19 protein-coding genes are annotated in these 21,599 nt (G+C 72.0%); 6 read left to right on the top strand and 13 right to left on the bottom strand.

The genetic code is table 11. The annotated features are described in order from the left end of the window. Positions 1 to 15 precede the first annotated feature (15 nt). A complete protein-coding gene (locus ACIQ7D_RS15550; RefSeq protein ID WP_403937694.1) occupies positions 16 to 867 on the top strand; it encodes an EamA family transporter in 852 nt (283 codons plus the stop codon). Between the two features lie 15 nt (positions 868 to 882). On the opposite strand, the gene ACIQ7D_RS15555 is transcribed toward ACIQ7D_RS15550, so the two are convergent. The 4 genes from ACIQ7D_RS15555 to ACIQ7D_RS15570 form a co-directional block, all read right to left on the bottom strand. Beyond that, positions 883 to 1,575, bottom strand: coding sequence for a class I SAM-dependent methyltransferase (locus ACIQ7D_RS15555; protein ID WP_403937696.1), 693 nt, complete (start codon positions 1,573 to 1,575; stop codon positions 883 to 885). 82 nt (positions 1,576 to 1,657) lie between these two features. Then, positions 1,658 to 1,843: a DUF397 domain-containing protein gene (locus tag ACIQ7D_RS15560; RefSeq protein ID WP_403937698.1), complete on the bottom strand. Its 186-nt coding sequence runs from the start codon at positions 1,841 to 1,843 to the stop codon at positions 1,658 to 1,660. Positions 1,844 to 1,848: 5 nt separating this feature from the next. Continuing rightward, on the bottom strand, positions 1,849 to 2,028 hold the full coding sequence (locus ACIQ7D_RS15565; RefSeq protein WP_403937906.1) for a DUF397 domain-containing protein: 180 nt from the start codon (positions 2,026 to 2,028) through the stop codon (positions 1,849 to 1,851). 2 nt (positions 2,029 to 2,030) lie between these two features. Next, complete coding sequence (locus tag ACIQ7D_RS15570; protein WP_403937908.1) at positions 2,031 to 2,915, bottom strand: helix-turn-helix domain-containing protein; 885 nt, start codon at positions 2,913 to 2,915, stop codon at positions 2,031 to 2,033. A 264-nt stretch (positions 2,916 to 3,179) separates the two neighbouring features. Between ACIQ7D_RS15570 and ACIQ7D_RS15575 the strand changes: the two genes are divergently transcribed. After that, positions 3,180 to 3,638, top strand: a complete 459-nt coding sequence (locus ACIQ7D_RS15575) for an ATP-binding protein (protein WP_403937700.1) — start codon at positions 3,180 to 3,182, stop codon at positions 3,636 to 3,638. On the opposite strand, the gene ACIQ7D_RS15580 is transcribed toward ACIQ7D_RS15575, so the two are convergent. The 3 genes from ACIQ7D_RS15580 to ACIQ7D_RS15590 all read right to left on the bottom strand — a co-directional run bounded on the left by ACIQ7D_RS15580 (position 3,616) and on the right by ACIQ7D_RS15590 (position 6,453). Further along, positions 3,616 to 4,761, bottom strand: a complete 1,146-nt coding sequence (locus ACIQ7D_RS15580) for an RNA polymerase sigma factor (protein ID WP_403937910.1) — start codon at positions 4,759 to 4,761, stop codon at positions 3,616 to 3,618. The genes ACIQ7D_RS15575 and ACIQ7D_RS15580 overlap by 23 nt on opposite strands. Positions 4,762 to 4,769: 8 nt before the next feature. Continuing rightward, positions 4,770 to 5,177, bottom strand: a complete 408-nt coding sequence (locus tag ACIQ7D_RS15585; RefSeq protein WP_403937702.1) for a YciI family protein — start codon at positions 5,175 to 5,177, stop codon at positions 4,770 to 4,772. Between the two features lie 265 nt (positions 5,178 to 5,442). Further along, complete coding sequence (locus tag ACIQ7D_RS15590; RefSeq protein WP_403937704.1) at positions 5,443 to 6,453, bottom strand: polysaccharide deacetylase family protein; 1,011 nt, start codon at positions 6,451 to 6,453, stop codon at positions 5,443 to 5,445. A 311-nt stretch (positions 6,454 to 6,764) separates the two neighbouring features. Between ACIQ7D_RS15590 and ACIQ7D_RS15595 the strand changes: the two genes are divergently transcribed. Further along, the gene (locus tag ACIQ7D_RS15595; protein ID WP_403937706.1) at positions 6,765 to 8,348 is read left to right on the top strand and encodes a putative glycoside hydrolase; all 1,584 of its coding nucleotides are present in this window, start codon (positions 6,765 to 6,767) and stop codon (positions 8,346 to 8,348) included. A gap of 272 nt (positions 8,349 to 8,620) precedes the next feature. After that, the gene (locus ACIQ7D_RS15600) at positions 8,621 to 9,649 is read left to right on the top strand and encodes a DUF1259 domain-containing protein (protein WP_403937708.1); all 1,029 of its coding nucleotides are present in this window, start codon (positions 8,621 to 8,623) and stop codon (positions 9,647 to 9,649) included. 180 nt (positions 9,650 to 9,829) lie between these two features. Here ACIQ7D_RS15600 and ACIQ7D_RS15605 read toward each other — a convergent pair whose 3' ends face one another. The 4 genes from ACIQ7D_RS15605 to ACIQ7D_RS15620 all read right to left on the bottom strand — a co-directional run bounded on the left by ACIQ7D_RS15605 (position 9,830) and on the right by ACIQ7D_RS15620 (position 13,832). Next, the gene (locus ACIQ7D_RS15605) at positions 9,830 to 11,083 is read right to left on the bottom strand and encodes a serine hydrolase domain-containing protein (RefSeq protein WP_403937710.1); all 1,254 of its coding nucleotides are present in this window, start codon (positions 11,081 to 11,083) and stop codon (positions 9,830 to 9,832) included. 130 nt (positions 11,084 to 11,213) lie between these two features. Then, on the bottom strand, positions 11,214 to 12,008 hold the full coding sequence (locus ACIQ7D_RS15610; RefSeq protein WP_403937912.1) for an energy-coupling factor ABC transporter ATP-binding protein: 795 nt from the start codon (positions 12,006 to 12,008) through the stop codon (positions 11,214 to 11,216). A gap of 11 nt (positions 12,009 to 12,019) precedes the next feature. Then, positions 12,020 to 12,781 (bottom strand): cobalt ECF transporter T component CbiQ, encoded by a 762-nt coding sequence (gene cbiQ / locus ACIQ7D_RS15615; RefSeq protein ID WP_403937712.1) that lies wholly within the window; start codon positions 12,779 to 12,781, stop codon positions 12,020 to 12,022. A 1-nt stretch (position 12,782) separates the two neighbouring features. Beyond that, positions 12,783 to 13,832, bottom strand: a complete 1,050-nt coding sequence (locus ACIQ7D_RS15620) for an energy-coupling factor ABC transporter permease (protein ID WP_403937714.1) — start codon at positions 13,830 to 13,832, stop codon at positions 12,783 to 12,785. 261 nt (positions 13,833 to 14,093) lie between these two features. Here ACIQ7D_RS15620 and ACIQ7D_RS15625 point away from each other — a divergent pair, with 261 nt between their 5' ends. Continuing rightward, the gene (locus ACIQ7D_RS15625; protein WP_403937715.1) at positions 14,094 to 14,603 is read left to right on the top strand and encodes an SsgA family sporulation/cell division regulator; all 510 of its coding nucleotides are present in this window, start codon (positions 14,094 to 14,096) and stop codon (positions 14,601 to 14,603) included. A gap of 176 nt (positions 14,604 to 14,779) precedes the next feature. Here the strand turns inward: ACIQ7D_RS15625 and ACIQ7D_RS15630 are convergent, their stop codons facing one another. Both ACIQ7D_RS15630 and ACIQ7D_RS15635 read right to left on the bottom strand, forming a co-directional pair. Continuing rightward, the gene (locus ACIQ7D_RS15630; protein ID WP_403937716.1) at positions 14,780 to 17,038 is read right to left on the bottom strand and encodes an MMPL family transporter; all 2,259 of its coding nucleotides are present in this window, start codon (positions 17,036 to 17,038) and stop codon (positions 14,780 to 14,782) included. Positions 17,039 to 17,168: 130 nt separating this feature from the next. After that, complete coding sequence (locus ACIQ7D_RS15635; RefSeq protein ID WP_403937718.1) at positions 17,169 to 17,741, bottom strand: TetR/AcrR family transcriptional regulator; 573 nt, start codon at positions 17,739 to 17,741, stop codon at positions 17,169 to 17,171. Between the two features lie 238 nt (positions 17,742 to 17,979). Between ACIQ7D_RS15635 and ACIQ7D_RS15640 the strand changes: the two genes are divergently transcribed. Further along, a complete protein-coding gene (locus tag ACIQ7D_RS15640; RefSeq protein ID WP_403937720.1) occupies positions 17,980 to 21,573 on the top strand; it encodes a S41 family peptidase in 3,594 nt (1,197 codons plus the stop codon). Positions 21,574 to 21,599 lie beyond the last annotated feature (26 nt).

Here is a 21,599-nt window from a genome sequence, read left to right on the forward strand (position 1 = left end):
CCGCGGGCAGGGGACATGACGCCGCTCGTCGTGACAGCGGTCCTGACGGCGGCGCTGACCCACGCCACGTGGAACGCGATCGCCCACAGGATCGAGGACAAGCTCGTCGCCTTCACCCTGATCAGCGGCGGCGCGACGGTCCTCGGCGCGGTCATCGCCTGCTTCGTGCCGCTGCCCCTGGCGGCGGCCTGGCCGTATCTGCTCGTCTCCGCGCTGCTGCACGTCGGCTACATGGTCCTGCTCATGCGCTCGTTCACCCTGGGCGACTTCGGCCAGATGTACCCGATCGCACGCGGCACGGCGCCGCTGGTGGTGACCGTCGTGGCCGTCGCCCTCGTCGGCGAGTCGATGGACGCCTGGCAGACGGCGGGCGTCGTGGTCACCTCGACGGGCCTGGTGGGCCTGGCCCTGTGGGGCATCAGGGACGCCCGCGCGACACCGCGGTGGCCGGCGCTGCTGGCCGCACTGGCGACGGGCGTGTCGATCGCCGCGTACACGGTCGTGGACGGCGTGGGTGTGCGCAACGCGGGCTCATCGCTCAGCTACATCGCCTGGCTGCTGATCCTGGAGGGCATCCTGATCCCGGCGTACGCCCTGTACGCCCGCCGGGGCCGCCTCCTCCCCCAACTCCGCCCACACGCCGCACGGGGCCTGCTCGGAGCGGCCCTCTCGACGCTCGCCTACGGCCTGGTCCTCTGGGCCCAGACCCGCGCCCCCCTGGGCCCGGTCTCGGCGCTGCGGGAGTCCTCGATCCTCGTGGGCGCGGTGATCGGGGCGGTCTTCTTCAAGGAGCGCTTCGGCACACCGAGGATCGTCGCGGCGGGCCTGATGGTGGTGGGCATCGGGCTGATGCTGCACGCGAGCTGAGCGCGGCGCGGGTGTTCAGGCCCGCCGTACCGCGCTCACCAGAAGGGTGCCGGCGGCGCGCGGCCCGGCGACCGTGGACGGCAGCGTGTCCACGCTGATCCCGGTGAATCCGGCTCCGTCCAGGAGCTTCACCCAGACGTGCTCCTGGAGCACCCAGCGGCGCATGGTCGTCGCGGCCCCCTCCGGAGTCCTCGCCGGGACATCGGCGGCCACGACGTCCGGCTGCGCGAGGCCGCCACCGAGGTAGTGCGCCAGGGTGGAGAACACCAGCCGCCCACCGGGCTTGAGCGCGGTGGCCGCCACCGGCAGCAGAACCCGCGGGTCGGTGAAATCGAGCGCGCCGAAGACGCTGTACAGCACGTCGTGGGCACCGTCCGCCGCATGGAGATACGGCACGGCCCCGGACCGTACGACGCGCAGGCGCGGCGCGAGGTGGCCGAACAGCTCGACGGCCATGTCGTACTGCGCGGGCGAGGCATCGACGGCGACGACCTGGGCGGGCCCGTACCGGGCGGCGAGATGAGCGGCATGCCGCGCGGCCCCGGCACCGAGATCCCCGACGACCCGCCCGCACAGATCCCCCAGAACTTCCGTCCCGGGACCACTGTCCTGCCCCCAGCTCCAGCGAAACGCATCGGGCACCGCACGGTCGTGCCCGGCGCGGATACGGCCGTAGTGATGCCAGAGGTCCGAGGAGATGGTCGTCACCCACACGATCCTGACGGGCCCGGCCGCGCGCCGGGCCGGTTCCGGGGAATCTCACCCGGGCGTGCGACGTGCGACACGGGCGCTACGGCTCCTCACGGGCAAGGCCCGACCGGAAGGCGGACCAGGCGACGGGCGAGAGCCGGAGCAGCGGGCCCTCGGGGGCCTTGGAGTCGCGGACGGCGACGATACGGGGCACGTTGAGGGCTACCTCTATGCACTCGCCATCCCCGCTGCTGTAGCTGGACTTGGCGAACTCGAAGAGCGACACGGGTGCTACGGCTCCTCACGCACAAGGCCCGACCGGAAGGCGGACCAGGCAGCGGGCGAGAGCCGGAGCAGCGGGCCCGCGGGGTTCTTGGAGTCGCGGACGGCGACGGTGGCGGGGACGTTGAGGGCTACCTCTATGCACTCGCCCGTCTGGTTGCTGTAACTGGACTTCCTGAAGAGGAACATGGTCACTCAGACATTTCTTTGCCGATGCTCTCGATGAGCTGCATGGAACTGTGCGGTGAGAGCGTGACAGCGCACAGGCGCCCGAAGAGGTCCGTGTAAGCCGCGCTTTCCTCCAGCCCTTCGACCCACGCCGTGGACTTGAGGCCGTCCATGTGCACGACGTCCACCGCTCCTTCCTCGGCGAACGAGAGAATGTTGAAGGGACCTCCGACGGCAGGGTAGCCACCTACCCGGAAGGGCAACACCTGAATCTGGATGTGCGGCAGTTCGGCCAGCTCACGCACGTGCGCAAGCTGCCGCATCATCACCTCCGGGCCTCCGACGAGTTGGCGGAGCGCCGCCTCCCAGATCACCGCGTGCACTCGCAAGGGTGCATCACCGTGGAGGCGGGCCTGTCGCCTTCGTCGTACGTCGACAAGTTGCTCGATCTGATCGATCTGCTCCGCCGAGATCCCGGGCACGGTCATGGCGCGGATGTAGTCCGCTGTCTGGAACAACCCCGGGATGACCGAAAGCTGCCAGAGACGCACCTTCAGCGCCACGTCTTCCATGGCGATGTACTCACGCAGATTCCCCGGGTCGAGATCCTTCCACCAGCCTCTCGTTCTGCGGCGCTCGCGATCCAGCTTGGCCAGACCCAGCAACCCCTCGACGACCTCCTCGTCCTCAACTCCGTACAGCTTGCACAACGCCACGATGTCGGGATCCCGGAAGGGCACCCAGCCCCGCTCCATCTTCGCCACCTTGGCCGTGTGAGCGCTGAGCACCATGGCCGCCTGTGACTGATTGAGCCCCACAGCCTCTCTGAAGGCCAGCAACTGGCCACCCAACTGGCGTGCCAGGACTGTTGATACCCGGTTGCCCGCTTTCACGTGCCGGTTCGTCATCACGCGCCCCCTCTCCTCATCGCGCACAGTCTGCAACAGCCATTCGACGCTCAGCAATCACCCGTGCGGGGAGAATTCGTCCCGTGCAGTTGTCCGGGCATGATCGGGCCGCTACGTTCGGTATCCAATCGCTCGCACTGCGGAGCCACGTGGTGGAAGTGCACCGCCCTGCCCTGCCCCGGAACGGGTACGGCCCGGCGGCATCGCCACTGCCATGCGCATCCCCGTACGGGCAGATCCGACCGCACACGGAGGTGCGCGTTCATGACCGCAGCCCAGGAAGTACCAGCCCCGGGGCCCGAGTTCGGGCCCGTTCTGAAGGTGGATTCGCTGGACTACACGCCGGTCGCCGGCAGTGTGTCGCTGGCCCGGTGCCGTACGGGACGGCTGGTGACGGAGTGGGGGCGGCCCGAGTTGTCGTGGTCGGCGGCGTTGCTGGTGAGTGAGCTGGGGACCAACGCCCTGCTGCACGGGTGTCTGCGGGACCGGTTCTTCCGGGTGCGGCTCGTGCTGGGCGCCACGACGCTCCGTATCGAGGTCACCGATCCGCGCGGCGAGCGGTTGCCGGTGGTACGGGCCGCCACCGACCAGGAGTGTTTCGGCAGGGGCCTGTTGATCGTGGAGCAGGTCGCCGACCGATGGGGGGTGGCGCCCCTCACTGTCGGCAAGACCGTGTGGTGCGAACTGTGGGCGCCGCCCGTCAGCGGCCCCGGCGGGCGTTGAGGCGGGCGGCCTGGCGGGTCAGGTGGTCGCGTTCGGCGAGGTTGGGGGCCTGGTGGGCCGCCTCCGTGTAGAGGCGTGCCGCCGTCTCCGGGTCGCCGTCGCGTTCGTGGAGGTACGCCGCCACCGCCGCGTGACGGGGCAGCGAGGCGTCCAGTCCGGCGAGTGCCGCCAGGCCGGCGCGCGGCCCGTCGGCCTCGCCCACGGCGACCGCGCGGTTGAGCCGGACGACCGGGCTGTCGGTCAGACGGGCGAGCTCGTCGTACCACTCGACGATCTGCGGCCAGTCGGTCTCCCCGGCGGTGGGCGCGTCGGCGTGGAGGGCCGCGATGGCGGCCTGGGCCTGGAACTCGCCCAGCCGGTCGCGGGCGAGGGCCGCCTGGAGGATCCGGACACCCTCGGCGATCGACGCGGTGTCCCACCGGCCGCGGTCCTGCTCGGCGAGCGGGACCAGGCCCCCGTCGGGCGCCGTCCTGGCGGCGCGCCGGGCGTGGTGGAGCAGCATGAGGGCGAGCAGCCCGGCCACCTCGGGGTGGTCGACACGGGCGGCGAGCTGCCGGGTGAGCCGGATGGCCTCGGCGGCGAGGTCGACGTCACCCGAGTAGCCCTCGTTGAAGACCAGGTAGAGGACGCGCAGCACGGTGGCGACGTCGCCGGGCCGGTCGAAGCGCACGGTGGAGACGGTGCGCTTGGCGCGGCTGATGCGCTGCGCCATGGTCGCCTCGGGCACCAGATACGCCTGGGCGATCTGGCGGGTGGTCAGCCCGCCGACCGCGCGCAGGGTGAGCGCGACCGCCGACGCCGGGGTCAGCGACGGGTGGGCGCACAGGAAGTAGAGCTGGAGCGTGTCGTCCACGGCGGGCGCCGGCCCCGGCACCGGTTCCTCCTCGACGCGGTCCTCGCGCCTGCGGCGGGCGGTGTCGGCGCGCGTCGCGTCGAGGAACTTGCGCCAGGCCACGGTGACCAGCCAGCCCTTGGCGTCCCGCGGCGGATCGACGGTCCAGACCCGGAGCGCCTCGACCAGGGCGTCCTGTACGGCGTCCTCGGCCGCCGCGAAGTCGGCTCCGCGGCGGACGAGGACGGCGAGCACACCGGGCGTGAGGCTCCTGAGCAGAGCCTCGTTCACCGACGAGGTCACTCCGTGATGGTGGGCGGCGCGGACAGGAACGGACGCACCTCCAGCCACTCGTGGATCGGCCTGCCGCCCGCCCCCGGGGCGGCCGACAGCTCTCCGGCCAGCTCCACGGCGCGCTCGTAGCTGTCGACGTCGATGATCATCCAGCCGGCGATGAGGTCCTTGGTCTCCGCGAACGGTCCGTCGGTGACCGGCGGGCGCCCCTCGCCGTCGTAACGGACCCAGGCCCCCTCGGGGGCGAGCGCCTGGCCCTCGACGAACTCGCCGGTCTTCTCCAGCCGGGCCGCGAAGTCGTTCATGTACTGCATGTGCGCCGAGATCTCCTCGGGGCTCCACCGGTCCATCGGCACGTCGTTGACGGGAGCCGGGGCGCCGCGGTAGTGCTTCAGCAGCAGGTACTTCGCCATGGTGGTTCTCCTCGGTGCTCGTGCGACCCATTGTGGTCGCCTTCACGCCGGGGACGGAGCCGGACGCGGGTTCTCGACATCGCCGCCCGGTTTTTTTTCGGGCTCTTCCGGATGAGCCCGGTGAGCCGTCCCGCGGGTCGCGCGCCGCAGGACGGCCGGAAGCCCTGGCAACGGAGCTACCAGGGCTTTTGGCCGACGCCGCGAGCGTACGTAAGCGTGCGTACTCGGCGGCGCGACTGGGAAAAGCTTGCCGGAGAGTCGTTGGTCAGTACGGGCGGGCCCGCTTCGCGAAGGCCGGGGCCACCTGGTCCTGGGCCACGCGGGGGAAGGCGACCGTGTTCGGGTCGCCGTCCGAGACGTACCAGTTCTTGCCCTCGGCGAGCTTGTCCAGCCAGCGGGACGAGCCGAACTCGGCGTCCGCGTCCTTGGGGCCCGCCGAGCGGATCCGCGGGATCGCGCCGGGCGTGAACGCCTTGTCGAACGGCGAGACCGAGGGGTTGGCGCCCACGAGGTACACCCCGTCGTAGCGGTAGCCCGTGCCCTTCGCGGCGACCCCGGCCTGCTGGGGCATCGCCCCGAAGGGCAGCGCGAGGGAGGTGACCCGGTCCCCGCCCCCGGCGGTCAGGATGGCCTGCTGCCCGGCGGCGATGGCCTTCGCGGCGCCCGCCTGGTCCAGGGAGCCCAGGTTCTGGTGACGGTCGGTGTGGTTGCCGACCTCGTACCCGTTCTTCTTCAGCCAGGTCAGCGCCTTGGCGGAGCCGGTGGCCGAGAAGGCGTCCGCGTTGACGAAGAAGGTCGCCACCGGCTTGAACCCGGGGTGCTTCTTCGCCGTCTCCGCGAGGATGGCAACGGCCGTGCCCGGCACCGGCTTTCCGTCCTGGCCCAGGCGCACCTGGCTGTTGGTCGAGTCGTCGAAGGTGAGGACCACCGGGTGCGTCCCGGCCGGGATGTCGATACGGCCCGTCTGGAAGTCGCGGGCGGTGACCGGAACGTACTTCTCCCGGGCGAGGCGTTCCAGCTCGGCCCGGAAGTCGGCCGGCGTGCGGTCGTAGACGCTCGCCGGCTTCTCGGTGAGCTGGTGGTACATCAGCACCGGCACCTGGCCCAGCTCATTGACCCCGATGCCGGCCGGGTCCTTCACGGCGACGTGGGAGGCCGCCGCCTGCGAGGCCGGCGCCTGCCGCCCTCCGGCGGCCGGTGACGACCCCGGGGAGCAGCCCGAGGCGAGCAGAACGGCGCCTGCCAGGGCGCAGAGCGGTACGAGCGGGTGACGCATGGGGGCCTCCAAGGCGAACGTGTCGCGGCATCCTTACCGGCGGCGGAAGCCCCCGTACCGCATCGTCGCCTGGATGGCGCAGCCACCACGCCGGGGGCGATCGCGGCCGTTCGTGTGAAATCCGGCCGGAGACAGGAGGGGTGACCCGGCGGCGGGGCAATCAATGGAGTCACCACCGAGCGTCGCCGCAGCGGCGGCAGGCCCGGACAGAGCACGAAGGGCGCATGATGGTCACGAAAACGCGTTTCATATCGAATTCCGCCTCCTCCTACCGTCCCCCCCGTCCCGCCCGCCGCCGCGCCCTGATAGCGATGGCCGGGGCGCTCTCCCTCGCCGGGGCCGGTGTCGGAGCCTGGACCTTCCTCACGCCGGGTCCGGGTGTGCAGGGTCTGGCCGACGGCGCCTTCCTCGACGGGCGCAAGGCCGCGCAGGTCACCGCGTACCTCAACGCCAAGGCGGCAGGCCGCAAGGACAAGGTGCACGCGACGCTCGACGGCACGGTGGTTCCCGTCACGGCCGAGGGCGCCCGCCTGAAGCTCGGCCTCCCCCGTCTGAAGGAGGGCCGGCACACCCTGGTGGTGGAGGGCGACAGCAGCCTCCCCTTCGCCTCGTACCAGAAGGTCGTGGGCTTCACCGTCGACACCAAGGCCCCCGAGCTGAAGGTGGCCGACCCCGAGATCAAGAACGTCGCCTCCCCCGTGACCTCCACCGGCAAGGCCGCCGCGGGCACCAAGGTGACCGTCACCGGCCGGGCCTCCGCCGACGCGAAGGTGACCGTCGACGGCAAGGAGGTCTCCGTCGACAAGGCCGGGACCTTCACGGTCTCGGTGCCCAAGGGCATCCCCTCCGTGACGGTGAAGGCCGTGGACCGTGCCGGGAACGCCACCACCAGGACCGTGTCCACCCGGGGGCGCCGCCCCATGATCCGTGCCGCGCACATCACGGCCATCGGCTGGGGCGACAAGACCCTGCACGACAACATCCTCGCGCTGGTCCGCAGCGGCAAGCTCAACGCCGTGGAGCTGGACATCAAGGACGAGGACGGCGAGGTCGGATACGCCTCCCAGGTGGCGTTGGCCCGTGAGATCGGCGCGGCCAAGGGCTACTACGACGCCCGCAAGGCGGTCGCGGAGCTGCACGCGGCGGGCGCCCAGGTCATCGGCCGTATCGTCGCCTTCCGCGACCCCAAGCTCGGCGCGGCGGCCTGGAAGGCCGGCAAGCACGACCAGGTCGTGCAGACCCCCGACGGACAGGCGTACAACGGCGGCCACTACGGCAACCTGTCCTTCACCAACTTCGCGGACCCCGCGGTCCGCAAGTACAACCGGGACCTCGCCGTCGAAGCGGCTCAGCTCGGCTTCGACGATGTCCTCTACGACTACGTGCGCCGCCCCGACGGCCCGCTGTCGAAGATGCGGTTCCCGGGCATCGGGTCCGCCACGCCCGAGCAGTCCATCACCTCGTTCGTCGCGGACACCCGCACCGCGCTGCGCCCGCACGCCACGTACCTCGGCGTCTCGGTCTTCGGCATAGCGGCCACCCGGCCCCTGGAGATCGCCCAGGACATCGGCGCCCTGGTCAAGGTCAGCGACTACATCGCGCCGATGGTCTACCCGTCGCACTGGGGTCCCGGCGAGTACGGCGTCGCCAACCCCGACACCGCGCCGTACGCGATCGTGCAGCGCTCGCTCGCCGACTTCGGCCGCCTGGCGAAGGGCACGCAGACCGAGATCGTCCCGTGGCTCCAGGACTTCTCGATGGGCAGCACCTACGGGCCGGCCCAGGTGGCCGAGCAGATCAAGGCCGCGGAGGCCAACAAGATGCACTCCTTCATCCTCTGGAACGCCGGCGCCCGCTACCAGGGCGCGGCGCTCCAGCAGATCGCCGCGCACTGACGCGCCGCCGCTGGACGGTGTCCCGACGGGCCCGGGCCGGAACTCCGGTCCGGGCCCCGCCATGTCACCGGAGAGCGCGCGTCGATCAGGCGCCGGTGAAGCGCGCGACCTGGTCCAGGGGCGCGCACAGATCGGCGCCGGGGGCGCCTGTCGGGGCGGGCCCCGCACCGGTCCATTCGGCGGCACTTTCGCAACACACCTGATGCGCCGTCCGACGGACCATGATTCGTCGCCTCCGCCGTGGTCTCATCCGACGCGGAGGTGTTCATGTGATGGGCAGAAAATCACAAAAAGAGGTAACCGGATACGACCGGACAGCCACACCACGGCGCCGGCTGCTCACCGCCGCCGCGTTCACGCCGGTGCTGGCCGCCGCCGGTACGGGCCCCGCCCTGGCGGGTGCCCGGGAGACCACAGGCCGAAAGGGCGGCGCGCGGGTCACGACGGCGGAGCCGGTGCGGCCCGTGGCCACCACCCCGGCGGACTGGAAGGGCGTCGCCAAGGCTCTGGGCCGGGCGGGCAGTCTGGTGAACGACGTCATGTACCGCACCCGTTTCCCCCGCCATGACCTGAACGTGGTCTCCCAGGGGGTCAGGGTGTCCCCCGGTCTCGCCCTCGCGTCGCACATCGGGTTCATCCGTTACGCCGACGGCAGCACGCTCGCCATGGGCGACATGGCGGTCACCGAGGACGAGTTGCAGCCGGTGAGCGACGCGCTGATCGAACACGACATCGCCCAGACCGCGATCCACAAGCATCTGCTCGCGCATGACCCGGACATCTGGTGGACCCATGTGCACGTCCACGGCCGGAACCCGATGGCCATGGCCCGCGGTTTCCGCGCCGCGTTCGACGCCACCGCCACACCGCCCGCACGGCCGTTGGAGCCACCACCGCCCCTCGATCTGGACGTCAGGGCCATGGACGACGTGCTGGGCACCGAGGGCGTCAACGACGGCGGGATCTACAAGTCCGTCTTCGCCCGCCGCGAGACGATCGTCGAGTACGGCATGGCGCTCCCGGCGGGGGTGGGTTCGACATCGGCCTTCAACTTCCAGCCCCTGGGCGGCGGCCAGGCCGCGGTCAACGGCGACTTCGTCATGATCGCCTCGGAGGTCCAGACCGTGCACACACTGCTGCGGAACGGCGGGATCAGTCTCGTCGAACTGCACAACCACGCGCTGTCGGAAGAACCCCGCCTCTTCTTCACCCACTTCTGGGCCGTGGGCGACGGCGTCGAACTCGCCAAGGCGCTGCGCCCCGCGGTGGACGCCACCAATGTCGTACCCGTCGAGAACTGAGACCCGACACCCCCCGGCGCCGCCCGGCCGGGCCGCCCCCTCGGCCGGCCGGGCAGCGGGAAGCGGGCCGGCTCCCATCTCGGCCACTTGTCCTACGGGTGGCGGCGGTCCCGGGTGATGAGGGCTCCGTGGCCTTCGAAGCGGCGCGGTCCTCCCCGTACCGCCGGCTGCTCCGCCGGCTCAGCTTGCCCGTTCATCTGATTCGGCGGCATCATCCCCGGCTGCTCCATCCGGCGATGACGCCGCCGCCCGTACCGCCCGCACCAGGGCCTGGGGCCGTGCGTCCGCCGTCACGCCTCTGCGCAGGCCGTTGGTGACGTAGCCGAAGGCGATGCCCGACTCCGGGTCCGCGAACCCCAGTGAGCCGCCGCTGCCCGGGTGGCCGAAGGAGCCCGGGGCCAGGAGGGGGGCGGCCGGGCCGTGGAGCATGAAGCCCAGGCCGAAGCGGGTGTTGACGACGAGGACGCGGTCCGGGCCCGCGGACTCCTCCGTGCGCGCCAGGGTCAGGGTGGCCGGGGCGAAGAGCCGGTGGCCGTCGACCGGGCCGATCATCGCCGCGTAGCAGCGGGCCAGCGCGCGGGCGGTGGAGATGCCGCCGGAGGCGGGGAGTTCGGCGGCGCGGTACACCGGGTCGTTCTCGTCGAAGCGCGGCTCCACGATGTCGAAGGCGCGGCGCGTCAGCGACTCAGGGTTCTGGTACGCCTCCGTCACGGACCGCTTGGGCCGCAGCCGCAGCGCCCCGCCGACCGCCGACGGCTCCTCGATCCGGGCGGTCCGCCCGACCCGGTGGGCCTCCTCCTCGGGCAGCCCGATCCAGAAGTCCAGGCCCAGCGGGCGGGCGATCTCCTCGGCGATCCAGCGGCCGACGCTGCGTCCCGTGACCCGCTTGACCAGTTCGCCGACGAGCCAGCCGTAGGTGTGCGGGTGGTAGCCGTGGTCGGTGCCCGGCTCCCACAGGGGGCGCTGCGCGGCGAGCGCGCGCGGGCCCGACCCGCCGTCCATCGCCTCGGCCGGGGTGAGCGTACGGTCGAGCACGGGCAACCCGGCGCGGTGCGCGAGGAGATGCCGTACGAGCACCCGCTCCTTGCCCGCGGCCTTGAACTCCGGCCAGTACGTGCCGACCGGCGCGTCCAGGTCGATCTGCCCGCGCTGGTGCAGCAGGAGCGGTACGGCGGCGGCGATGCCCTTCGTCGCGGAGTGGACGACCTGCGCGGTGTCCAGCGCCCAGGGGGCCGCCGTCCGCTGCTCGCCGTTCCCGGCACCGGGGTCGGGGGCGGGGTCGGCGTCGCGGGTGCCCGCCCACAGGTCGACGACCTTCCGCCCGTCGCGGTAGACGGCGACCGCCGCCCCGCGTTCACCGAGCCGTTCGAAGTTCCGTACGAACGCGTCCCTGACCGGCTCGAAGCCCGCCGCCACCGTGCCCTGGACGTCCACGCCCGTACCCCTGCCCGTGTCTCCCGTCGCGCCCCGTCGGCACGACCCCCTCTATGGTGCAACGGGCACGGCGTGCGACACGATCCGGCACAACGGGCCCCGGGCCGGAAAGCCGCCGTGAAACCGACTCTTAACCTGGCGTTCGCGCCCGTACGGACCGAGGGTCGAAACCGAACGGCAGCTCCAGCCGATGCGCCCCCATCAGCGCTTCGTCACCGAGGAGTTCACCGGTGGGCCCGTCCGCGACGATGACGCCGTCGCTCAGGATCACGGAGCGCGGGCAGAGTTCGAGCGCGTACGGGAGATCGTGTGTGACCATCAGCACGGTGATGTCCAACGAGCGCAGGATGTCGGCGAGTTCGCGGCGCGATGCCGGATCCAGGTTGGACGAGGGCTCGTCCAGGACAAGGATCTCCGGCTCCATCGCGAGGACGGTCGCCACCGCCACCCGCCGCCGCTGCCCGAAGGAGAGATGGTGCGGGGGCCGGTCCGCGTACGACTCCATCCCGACCCGGCCCAGCGCGGTGACCACCCTGGCCGCGAGTGCGGCGCCGCGCAGCCCGGCGGCGGCCGGGCCGAAGGCCACGTCCTCCCGTACGGTCGGCATGAAGAGCTGGTCGTCCGGGTCCTGGAAGACGATGCCGACCCGGCGCCGGATCTCGGCGAGGTGCCGCTTCCCGACGGGCAGCCCGGCGACCGCGACGCTCCCCGCGCCCGCCGTGAGGATGCCGTTGAGGTGCAGGACGAGCGTGGTCTTGCCCGCGCCGTTGGGGCCGAGCAGCGCCACCCGCTCGCCGCGCGCCACCCGCAGGTCGACACCGAAGAGGGCCTGGTGGCCGTCGGGGTACGCGTACGCCAGTCCGGCCACCTCCAGGGACACCGGAGTCCCCGGAGAGGGCGTCGTACGGTCCTCGCTGCGGCTCATCGGGTCCTGGCTCATAGGGTCCAGCCAAGCAGACGGACCGCGAGCGCCGTCACCGGGAGCGCGGCGGCGTACGCCCACTGCGCGCGCGACGCCGTCACCTCGTCGATGACCGGCATGCTGCCCGTGTACCCCCGGCTCACCATCGCCAGGTGCACGCGCTCCCCGCGCTCGTACGCGCGGATGAAGAGCGCCCCCGCCGACTTGGCCAGCACGCCCCACTGGCGTACGCCCCGCGCCTCGAAGCCGCGCGAGCGCCGTGCGATCGACATCCGGCGCATCTCGTCGGCGATGACATCGCCGTACCGGACCATGAAGGACGCGATCTGCACCAGCAGCGGCGGCAGCCGCAGCCGCTGGAGGCCGAGCAGCAGGGCGCGCAGTTCGGTCGTGGAGGCGAGGAGTACGGAGGCGGCGACGCCCAGCGTGCCCTTCGCGAGGACGTTCCAGGCGTCCCAGAGGCCGGGCACGCTCAGCGGGACGCCCGCCAGCCGGATCTGCTCGCCGGGCACCACGAACGGCATCAGTACCGCGAAGGCCACGAACGGCACCTCGATCAGCATCCGCCGCAGCAGCAGCCCGGCGGGGATCCGGGCCACGGCGGCGACCCCGGCCAGCAGCGCCGCGTACAGAGCGAACGCCCAGACGGCGGTGCGCGGGGTGGAGACCACCACGAGGACGAAGCAGAAGACGGCGGCGAGCTTGCAGTGCGGGGGCAGGGTGTGGACCGTTGAGTGACCGTGCCGGTAGAGGCGGTGCGCGTGGCCGGCGCCCATGTCAGGCGCTCTCCGTCGGGGTGGGTACGGGGGCCGTGGCGGTACGGCGGCGGCGTACCGCCCAGAAGACGCCGCTGCCCACGGCGACCGTGGCGCCCACCCCGATCAACCCGGCGAGGCCGCCCGAGATCCGGGCGTCGGCGATGTCCCTCACGCCGTAGTCGGCGAGCGGGGAGCCGGCGGTGTGGTGCTCGTCCGTCTTCTTGTCGATGCCCTGGTCGGCGGCGACCTTCTCCAGCCCGTCGGGGTCGGCGGAGGCGTAGAAGGAGACGAATCCGGCGAGGACGACGGCGGTGGCCAGGCCCGCCGCCCAGACCGTACGGGTCGGGCGCGCCGAGGGGACCACGGGGGCCGCGGGCGCCGCGTCGACCAGTTCCCCGCCCACCCGCAGCTTGAGCGGCGCGGTCAGCCCGCGCGCGCCGTACACCAGGTCAGGGCGTACGGCGATGACCGCGCCGACCGTCAGCGCGGTGATCGCGGCCTCGCCGATCCCGATGAGCAGATGCACGCCGACCATCGCGGTGAGCGTCCTGCCGAGCGGCACGTCCGACGTGCCGCCGATCGCGTACAGGCCGGTGAAGGCGAGCGCCGCCGCCGGTACGGAGACGAGCGCGGCGGCGAACGACGCCAGGGTCACGGAGCGGCGGGTGCGGGGCAGGACGGTGACCAGGCCGCGGAAGAGGACGTACGCGACGGCGGTGGTCACCACGGCCATGTCGGTGATGTTCACGCCGAGCGCGGTGAGCCCGCCGTCGGCGAAGAGGATGCCCTGCATCAGCAGGACGACGGAGACGCAGAGGACACCGGTGAAGGGGCCGACGAGTATCGCGGCCAGCGCCCCGCCCAGCAGATGGCCGCTGGTCCCCGCGGCGACGGGGAAGTTCAGCATCTGCACGGCGAAGATGAAGGCGGCGACGAGTCCGGCGAGCGGCGCGGTGCGCTCGTCCAGTTCGCGGCGCGCGCCGCGCAGGCTGACCGCGACGGCGGCAGCGGCGACGACACCGGTGGCGGCGGAGACGGGCAGGTCGATGAATCCGTCGGGGACATGCATGGCGCCTGATGATACCGCCCTCTTGCGAACTCCTTGCAAGAGCAGACGTTGTGCGATTTCAGCGACTCCGTCGAAATTCGCGACTTCATCGACCCCGCCGGCTCTGCCGATCCCGCCGATTCCACCGAATCCGCCGATTCCACCGAATCCGCTGATTTCGCCGGGGATCCGATCGAGCCCCTGCGGACCCGCAGCACTTGCGGAGTCCTATATGTACGATTAAGAGTTAAAAGTCCGCCCATGATGAAGGAGGCGCAGCCGATGTCTCCCGTCGTCGAGCAACCGGCCACAGCCCGTGTCGTCACGGACTCCCCCCATCTCAGGACCGTCCCCGTCATCCTCCGCTACGACGGAGCTGATCCGCTCGCCCTGCGTATCGTCTTCCCGCCCGAGGTCTCCCAGGACCGGGACCGCGGCGAGGTGGTCTGGGCCTTCGCCCGGGACCTCCTCGACGCCGGTCTGCGGATGCCGTCCGGTGACGGCGACGTCCAGGTCTGGCCCTGCGGCCGGGCCCAGACCGTGGTGGAGTTCCACTCGCCGGACGGGGTCGCGGTGGTGCAGTTCGACTCCGTCGCGCTGCGCCGGTTCCTGCGGCGCGCGTACGCGATGATCCCGGCGGGCCAGGAGCGCCACGACATCGGCGACGTCCACGGCATCGAGGCCGGGCGCGCGCCCGCGCCCGCCGCAACAGCCTCCGCCGCCACCAGGGCCCCCGGGGCCGCCTCCGGCCCGGCCGGGCCGGCCGGGTCCGGACCGCTGCCCCGCACCTGACTCGGGCCGCCCCCCGACAGAGCGCCCCACGACAGAGCGAGCGGCCCGGCCCGTACCCCCTGGGAAGGGGTGTACGGGCCGGGCCGCTCACCTGCTCCGGCTCCCGTCCCCACGGCGCCGGCGCGGTCCGGGGCCGCCTGCCGCTCAGTCGGCGGCCCCGGAGCTGGAGGGGTTCCTCAGACGCGTACCAGCTCGCGATCCGCGCCCGGACCGCCGTCCGAACCGCCGGAACCGTGCGAGGCGTCCGCACCGTGCTGGTTCAGCGCCTCGCCCTCGACATCCACGTTGGGCAGCGCGCGGTCGAGCCAGCGCGGCAGCCACCACGCCTTCTTGCCCAGGAGCGCGAGCGCGGCCGGGACAATGGCCATACGGACCACGAACGCGTCGACGAGGACGGCGAACGCGAGCGCGAATCCGATCATCTTGATCATCGACTCGCCGGCGCCGATGAAGCCCGCGAAGACGGCGATCATGATCGCGGCGGCCGCCGTGACCACCCGCGCGCTGTGCCGGAAGCCGGTGACGACCGCCTCGGCGGGCCGCTCGCCATGGACGTACGCCTCCCGCATGCGGGTGACGAGGAAGACCTCGTAGTCCATGGCCAGGCCGAAGACCACGCCCACCATGAGGATCGGCATCAGCGCCATCACCGGACCGGTCTGCTCGACCCCGAACAGACCCGCCAGCCAGCCCCACTGGAAGACCGCGACAACCGCGCCGAGGGTGGCGACGACGGAGAGCAGGAAGCCGAGAGCCGCCTTGAGGGGGACGAGCACCGACCGGAAGACCACCATCAGCAGCAGGAACGCGAGGCCGACGACGAGTGCGAGATACGGGACCAGCGCGTCGTTCACCTTCTGCGCGAAGTCCACGTTCATGGCGGTCGCACCGGTGACCAGGACCTCGGCCCCGTCGTCCGACTTGATCGTGGAGCCCGCGTCCCGGATGGAGTGGACCAGTTCCTCGGTCCCGGCCGAGGACGGACGGTCCTTCGGGATCACCGTGATGGTCGCGGTGTCACCGGCCTTGTTGAGGGTGGCGGGGGTGACGGCCGCGACGCCGGGCAGCTCCTTGACCCGCTCGGTGACCTCGGTGGCCGCCGCCTTGGCGTTGTTCTCGGCCTTGCCGTCGACCAGGACGATCAGCGGCCCGTTGAAACCGGGGCCGAAGCCGTCGGAGAGCAGGTCGTACGCCTTGCGCTGGGTGGTGCTGGGCGCCTGCGAGCCGTCGTCGGGCAGGCCCAGCTCCAGAGAGGTGGCCGGAAGGGCCACGACACCGAGGCCGAGGACCGCGGTGACCAGTACGGTGACCGGACGCCGCAGCACGAAGCGCGCCCAGCGGGTGCCCATGTTGGGCCTCGCCGCGGCGTTCTCCCCAGCGGCCGGGTCCGCGGCCCGGCTCTCCATCGCCGCACGGGCCTTGCGGCCGTGCACCCGCTTGCCCGCGAAGCCGAGCGCCGCGGGGACCAGGGTGAGCGCGATGAGCACCGCGAGCACCACCGTGCCGGCGGCGGCGAAGCCCATCTTGGTGAGTACGGGGATGTTGACGACGGCCAGCCCCGCGAGCGCGATCACGACCGTGAGTCCGGCGAAGACGACAGCGGACCCGGCGGTGCCGACGGCCCGTCCGGCCGCCTCCTCCCGCTCCCTGCCCTCGGCCAGCTCGGCCCGGTAGCGCGAGACGATGAACAGCGCGTAGTCGATGCCGACCGCGAGGCCGATCATCATCGCCAGGCTGGAGGAGTTCGTGCCCAGGTCAAGGGGGTTGGCCAGCGCGGTGATCGCGCAGATGGCGACGCCGACACCGACGAGCGCGGTGAGCAGCGGCAGCCCGGCCGCGACCAGCGAGCCGAAGGTGACGAGGAGGACGACCGCGGCGAGGGCCACACCGATGACCTCGGTGATCCCTCCGATCGCGGGCTCCGCCTGGAGGGCGTCCCCGCCGACCTCCACCGTCAGCCCCTGGGCCCGCGCGTCGCCGCCGGTCTCTTCGAGCGCGGCACGGGTCGCGTCGGTCAGCCTCGCCATGTCGACCTTGTACGAGACCGAGAGGTAGGCCGTCGTACCGTCCTGCGAGACGGCCCGCGTGGCGTACGGATCGGTCACCGAGGCGACCTGGTCGGAGCCGCTCTTCAGCTCACCGGTGATCTTCTGGACCTCGGCCTTGTGGCCGGCGTCGGTCATCTTCTCGCCGTCGGGTGCCTTGAAGACGACGCGGGCGGTGGCGCCGTCGGCGCCGGCTCCGGGGAAACGCTGGTCCAGCAGGTCGAAGGCCCTCTGGGCCTCGGTACCCGGTATGGAGAAGGAACTGGCGGTGGCGGTGGACGCGGAGGCCGCGCCGACTCCGGCGAGCGCCAGCAGTGCCACCCACACCAGGGCGACATAGTGGCGGCGCCGGAAGGCGAGCCGTCCGAGCTTGTGGAGGAACGTGGCCACGAGGGCGTACTCCCAGGTCTGTGAAGGGGAACAAGGGCGTGGGGAGCCGTCCCGACGGCGAAGAGCGGATACGCGTCAGGTGCTGCGGGTGCTGCGGTACTACGGGAAGGGGTGAAAAGGGCCGGGCAGGTCAGACACCGAGGGCGGGGAAGACCACGGAATCCAGATACGACCGGAGGAAGGCCGGGTCGGGCGGCAGATCCTCGATGAGCTGCCGCGCGACGAAGGCACCGACGAGCATGTGGATGAGGTAGGGCACGGCCGGGTTGTCCGTGGCGATCTCGCCACGGTCCACGGCGCGCTGGACCATGTCGTGGAACGAAGCGACCTCCGGCTCGATGAGTACTTCCCTCATCGCCTGGAGCAGCTCCGGGTTGCTGTGGACGGCATGGAACAGACCCCGCATCAGCGCGGCGTCCTCCTCCATCTTGTGTTCTTCGGCCAGCGCGGCGATGGCGAGGAAGTCCCCGCGCAGCGAGCCGGTGTTGACCTGCCCGATGTCATGCGGCTTCGTGCACCGCATGGCAGAGGCGACCAGCTCCGGCTTGCTCCCCCACTGGCGGTAGAGGGTGGCTTTGCTGGAGCGGGTGCGGGTGGCGATGGCGTCCATGGTGAGGGCGTCATAACCGACCTCGCGCAGGAGATCGAGCACGGCGTTGTACAGCTCGGACTCCCGCTCCGGCGTGAGTCTGCTGCGTGCCACGATCGACCTCCATCGAACGAAACGGTTTCGTACAGTACGAAGGTAAGCCCGGGCCGAGCGAAACGGAAGTGTTTTCTTTGTGGCCTGGGCCACGCCCTCGCCGCGCCACGTCTCCACACCGCCTCTCCGCGCCACCTCACCGCGCCACCCGCGCCTCAGCCGCCTCACCGCACCGGACGGAGCGGGGAAACGTGCCGTCCCGGAGGCGAAGAGCGCACCAAAAGGGCAGCATTGGGGGGTGAGTGACGAGACCGCGTACCTTCGCTTCCCGCACCTTCACGACGACTCGCTGTGTTTCGTGGCGGAGGACGACCTCTGGGTCGCCCCCCTCACGCCACCCGGACACCGGCCGGAGCGCGCATGGCGGGTGACCGTCGACCGTACCCGGATCGGCCATCCGCGCTTCTCGCCGGACGGCCGCCACATCGCCTATACGAACTGGCGCAGCCTCGATCCCGAGATCCATCTCGCCCCGGTGGAGGGCGGGCCCGCGCGCCGGCTCACCTACTGGGGCGCGACCGACACGCGTGTCTGCGGCTGGACGCCGCCGGACAAGGACGGCGAGTCGCAGATCCTGGCCGTCTCCTCGCACGGCCAGCCGTTCTCGTACTTCGCCTGGGCGTACAGCCTGCCCACGGACGGCTCCCCGGGCGGGGCGCTGCCCTGGGGCCCGGTGACGGACATCGCGATCACGGACCTGCCGGTCACCGAGGCCGCGCCGGGGTCGGCGGCCGGATCGGGGCCGGGGTCCGGGGCCGAGCCGGACCCCGGAGAGCGCCGTACGCTCCTGCTCACCGGGAAACCGCCGCACGAGCCCGCCGCCTGGAAGCGGTACCGGGGCGGCGCCATGGGCCGGCTCTGGCTGCACGGCCAACGGCTGCTGCCGGATCTGGGCGGCCATCTCGACTGTCCGATGTTCGTCGGCGGACGTATCGCGTTCCTCTCCGACCACGAGGGCGTCGGCAATCTCTACTCCTGCCTCCCCGACGGCACGGACCTCACCCGCCACACCGACCACGACTCCTTCTACGCCCGCCACGCCTCCTCCGACGGGCGCCGGGTCGTCTACCAGTGCGCGGGCGACCTCTGGCTGGTGGACGCGCTGACGCCGGACTCGGCGCCGCGCAGGCTCGACGTACGGCTGGGCGGCCCGCGCGCGGGCCGGCGCGGCTACCAGGTCCCGGCCTCCCGCCACATCGACGGCATCTCCGTGGACCTGACGGGCCGGGCGAGCGCGGTCTCCGTACGCGGCAGCCTCTACTGGCTCACCCACCGCGACGGCCCGGCCCGCACCATCGCGGACACGCCGGGGGTACGGGTCCGCAACCCGGTGATGCTCGGCAGCGGCGGCCAGGTCGCGTACGTGACGGACGCGGACGGCGAGGACGCGATCGAGATCGCCTACCTCCCCCGGGCCACCGGCGACCGCCCCCCGCGCCGCCTGGCCTCCGGGCGGCTGGGCCGGGTCCTGGACATGGTGGCCGACCCGGAGGGCACCACCATCGCGGTCGCCGCGCACGACGGCAGGCTGCTGCTGGTCGACGTGACGGACGAGGAGGAGGGGACGGAGGCCGGTACGGCGCTGACACCGGCGGCGGAGGCCGAGCCACCGACCACGGGAAGCGAACCCACCGAACCCACCGAACCCTCGGACGCCACCGCCGACGCCGCCGAGGCCGCCGGCACCGCCGACAACAGCGCCCCCGATCCCGAGTCCCCGTCCCCGTCCCCGTCCGATTCCGAGGCGGACCACGCCCCGGACCCCGACCCCGACCCGGACCCGGACGGTGTCACCGAGCTGATCCGTTCCATCAACGGACCCGTCACCGACCTCGCCTTCTCCCCCGACGGCGGCTGGCTCACCTGGTCCCACCCCGGGATCGGCCGTTCGCTCCGGCAGATCAAGCTCGCCAAGATCGCCGGAAGCTTCGCCCGTACCATCGTCGATGTCACCAACGGCCGCTTCGAGGACGAGAATCCGGTCTTCACCAGCGACGGCCGCTACCTCGCCTTCCTCTCCTGGCGAGGCTTCGACCCGGTGTACGACGTCCACACCGGCGACCTCTCCTTCCCCCTCGGCTGCCGCCCGTACCTCGTCCCCCTCTCCTCCGCGACCCCCTCCCCCTTCGCGCTCTCCCCGGACGGCCGTCCGGCGGCCGGCGGGCTCGATCCGGCCGGCGACGGGCTGGTGGGCGGGATCGACGGGGCGGTCGCGGTGACCGTCGAGGTCGAGGGGCTGGCGGACCGGGTGACCCCGTTCCCCGTCACCGCGTCCAAGTACTCCGCCCTGCACCCGGTCAGCGGTGGTGGCCTGGTCTGGCTGCGCTGGCCGATCTCCGGGGCGCTCGGGGAGACCTTCGCCAACCCCGCCGACATGTCGGGGCGCCCCACTCTCGAACACTTCGACATCGCCCGTGCCCGCAAGAGCGAACTCGTCTCGCACCTCGACTGGTTCGCGCCGAGCGGCGACGGTACCCGCCTCGTCGTCGTGGACGACGGCGAGCTGCGCGCCGTACCCGCGACCGAGCTGGGCGACCTCGACTCGACCGTCTTCCTCGATCCGCGCCGGATCCTGCACGATGTCGACCCGGAGGCGGAGTGGCGCCAGGCGTACGCGGAGGCGGGCCGCATCATCCGGGCGTTCTTCTGGGAGCCTGGGATGTGCGGCATCGACTGGGACGGGGTGCTCGACCAGTACCGTCCGCTGGTCGAACGGGTCGCGTCCCCCGACGAGTTCGCCGATCTGCTCCGCGAGGTCCTGGGCGAACTGGGCACCTCCCACGCGTATGTCTCCCCCGCCCGCCGCGACGAGGGACCGCCGCACTACCAGCGCCCCATGGGCCTGCTCGGCGCCAACCTCGTGTGCCGGGACGGGGATTGGATGATCAAGCGGATCCTGCCCGGTGACTCCTCGGACTCCAAGGCCCGTTCCCCGCTGGCCGGTACGGGGATCCGCGAGGGCGCCGTCCTCACCCATGTGGACGGCCGCGCCGTCGACCCGGTGACCGGACCGTACCCGCTGCTCGCCGCCGCCGGAGGGACCACGGTCGAGCTGACCTTCCGGCCCGCCGAGCGCGAGGGCTCCCCCGCCGTCCACGAGAGCCGGCCCCGCCGGGTCGCGGTCGTCCCGCTGATCGACGAACGGCCGCTGCGCTACCAGGACTGGGTGGCCAAACGCCGTGAGGTCGTACGGGAGATCAGCGGCGGCAAGTGCGGCTATCTCCACATCCCCGACATGGGCGGCTCCGGCTGGGCACAGTTCAACCGGGACCTGCGCCTGGAGGTCTCACGGCCCGCGCTGATCGTGGATGTACGGGGCAACGCGGGCGGCCACATCAGCGAACTCGTCGTGGAGAAGCTCAGCCGCCGGATCATCGGCTGGGACCTGACCCGCGACGCGCAGCCCGTCTCGTACGCCTCGAACGCGCCGCGCGGTCCGGTCGTCGCGCTCGCCGACGAGGCGACGGCCTCCGACGGCGACATGATCACGGCGGCGTTCCGGCTGCTCGACCTGGGGCCCGTGGTCGGCCAGCGCACCTGGGGCGGCGTCGTCGGGATGACGGGCCGGCACCGGCTCTGCGACGGGACGGTGATCACCGTGCCGATGAACGCCGCCTGGTTCGACGCGTACGGCTGGTCCGTCGAGAACCGCGGCGTGGAGCCGGACATCGAGGCGCTGCGCACCCCGCTCGACTGGGCGGAGGGGCGGCACGCGCAGCTCGACGACGCGGTGTGGGTGGCGCTGGACCTGCTGGCCGGGCAGCCCGCGTCGGCCCCGCCGGGGTACGGGGCGGTCCCGGATCTGCGCCGCCCGAAGCTCCCGCCGCGCTAGTGTCATGATCTTGCGTGGTGGATCAT

Source organism: Streptomyces sp. NPDC096310, assembly GCF_044763125.1.
In the GTDB taxonomy this organism is placed as follows: Bacteria; Actinomycetota; Actinomycetes; order Streptomycetales; family Streptomycetaceae; genus Streptomyces.

What these genes read in the sequence shown, in the direction of transcription:
- ACIQ7D_RS15570 (WP_403937908.1), bottom strand. Translation starts at nt 2,915, where the DNA reads ATGACGAACCGGCACGTGAAAGCGGGCAACCGGGTATCAACAGTCCTG.
- ACIQ7D_RS15575 (WP_403937700.1), top strand. Translation starts at nt 3,180, where the DNA reads ATGACCGCAGCCCAGGAAGTACCAGCCCCGGGGCCCGAGTTCGGGCCC.
- ACIQ7D_RS15585 (WP_403937702.1), bottom strand. Translation starts at nt 5,177, where the DNA reads ATGGCGAAGTACCTGCTGCTGAAGCACTACCGCGGCGCCCCGGCTCCC.
- ACIQ7D_RS15590 (WP_403937704.1), bottom strand. Translation starts at nt 6,453, where the DNA reads ATGCGTCACCCGCTCGTACCGCTCTGCGCCCTGGCAGGCGCCGTTCTG.
- ACIQ7D_RS15610 (WP_403937912.1), bottom strand. Translation starts at nt 12,008, where the DNA reads ATGAGCCGCAGCGAGGACCGTACGACGCCCTCTCCGGGGACTCCGGTG.
- cbiQ (WP_403937712.1), bottom strand. Translation starts at nt 12,781, where the DNA reads ATGGGCGCCGGCCACGCGCACCGCCTCTACCGGCACGGTCACTCAACG.
- ACIQ7D_RS15600 (WP_403937708.1), top strand. Translation starts at nt 8,621, where the DNA reads ATGGGCAGAAAATCACAAAAAGAGGTAACCGGATACGACCGGACAGCC.
- ACIQ7D_RS15565 (WP_403937906.1), bottom strand. Translation starts at nt 2,028, where the DNA reads ATGTTCCTCTTCAGGAAGTCCAGTTACAGCAACCAGACGGGCGAGTGC.
- ACIQ7D_RS15625 (WP_403937715.1), top strand. Translation starts at nt 14,094, where the DNA reads ATGTCTCCCGTCGTCGAGCAACCGGCCACAGCCCGTGTCGTCACGGAC.
- ACIQ7D_RS15620 (WP_403937714.1), bottom strand. Translation starts at nt 13,832, where the DNA reads ATGCATGTCCCCGACGGATTCATCGACCTGCCCGTCTCCGCCGCCACC.
- ACIQ7D_RS15595 (WP_403937706.1), top strand. Translation starts at nt 6,765, where the DNA reads ATGGCCGGGGCGCTCTCCCTCGCCGGGGCCGGTGTCGGAGCCTGGACC.
- ACIQ7D_RS15550 (WP_403937694.1), top strand. Translation starts at nt 16, where the DNA reads ATGACGCCGCTCGTCGTGACAGCGGTCCTGACGGCGGCGCTGACCCAC.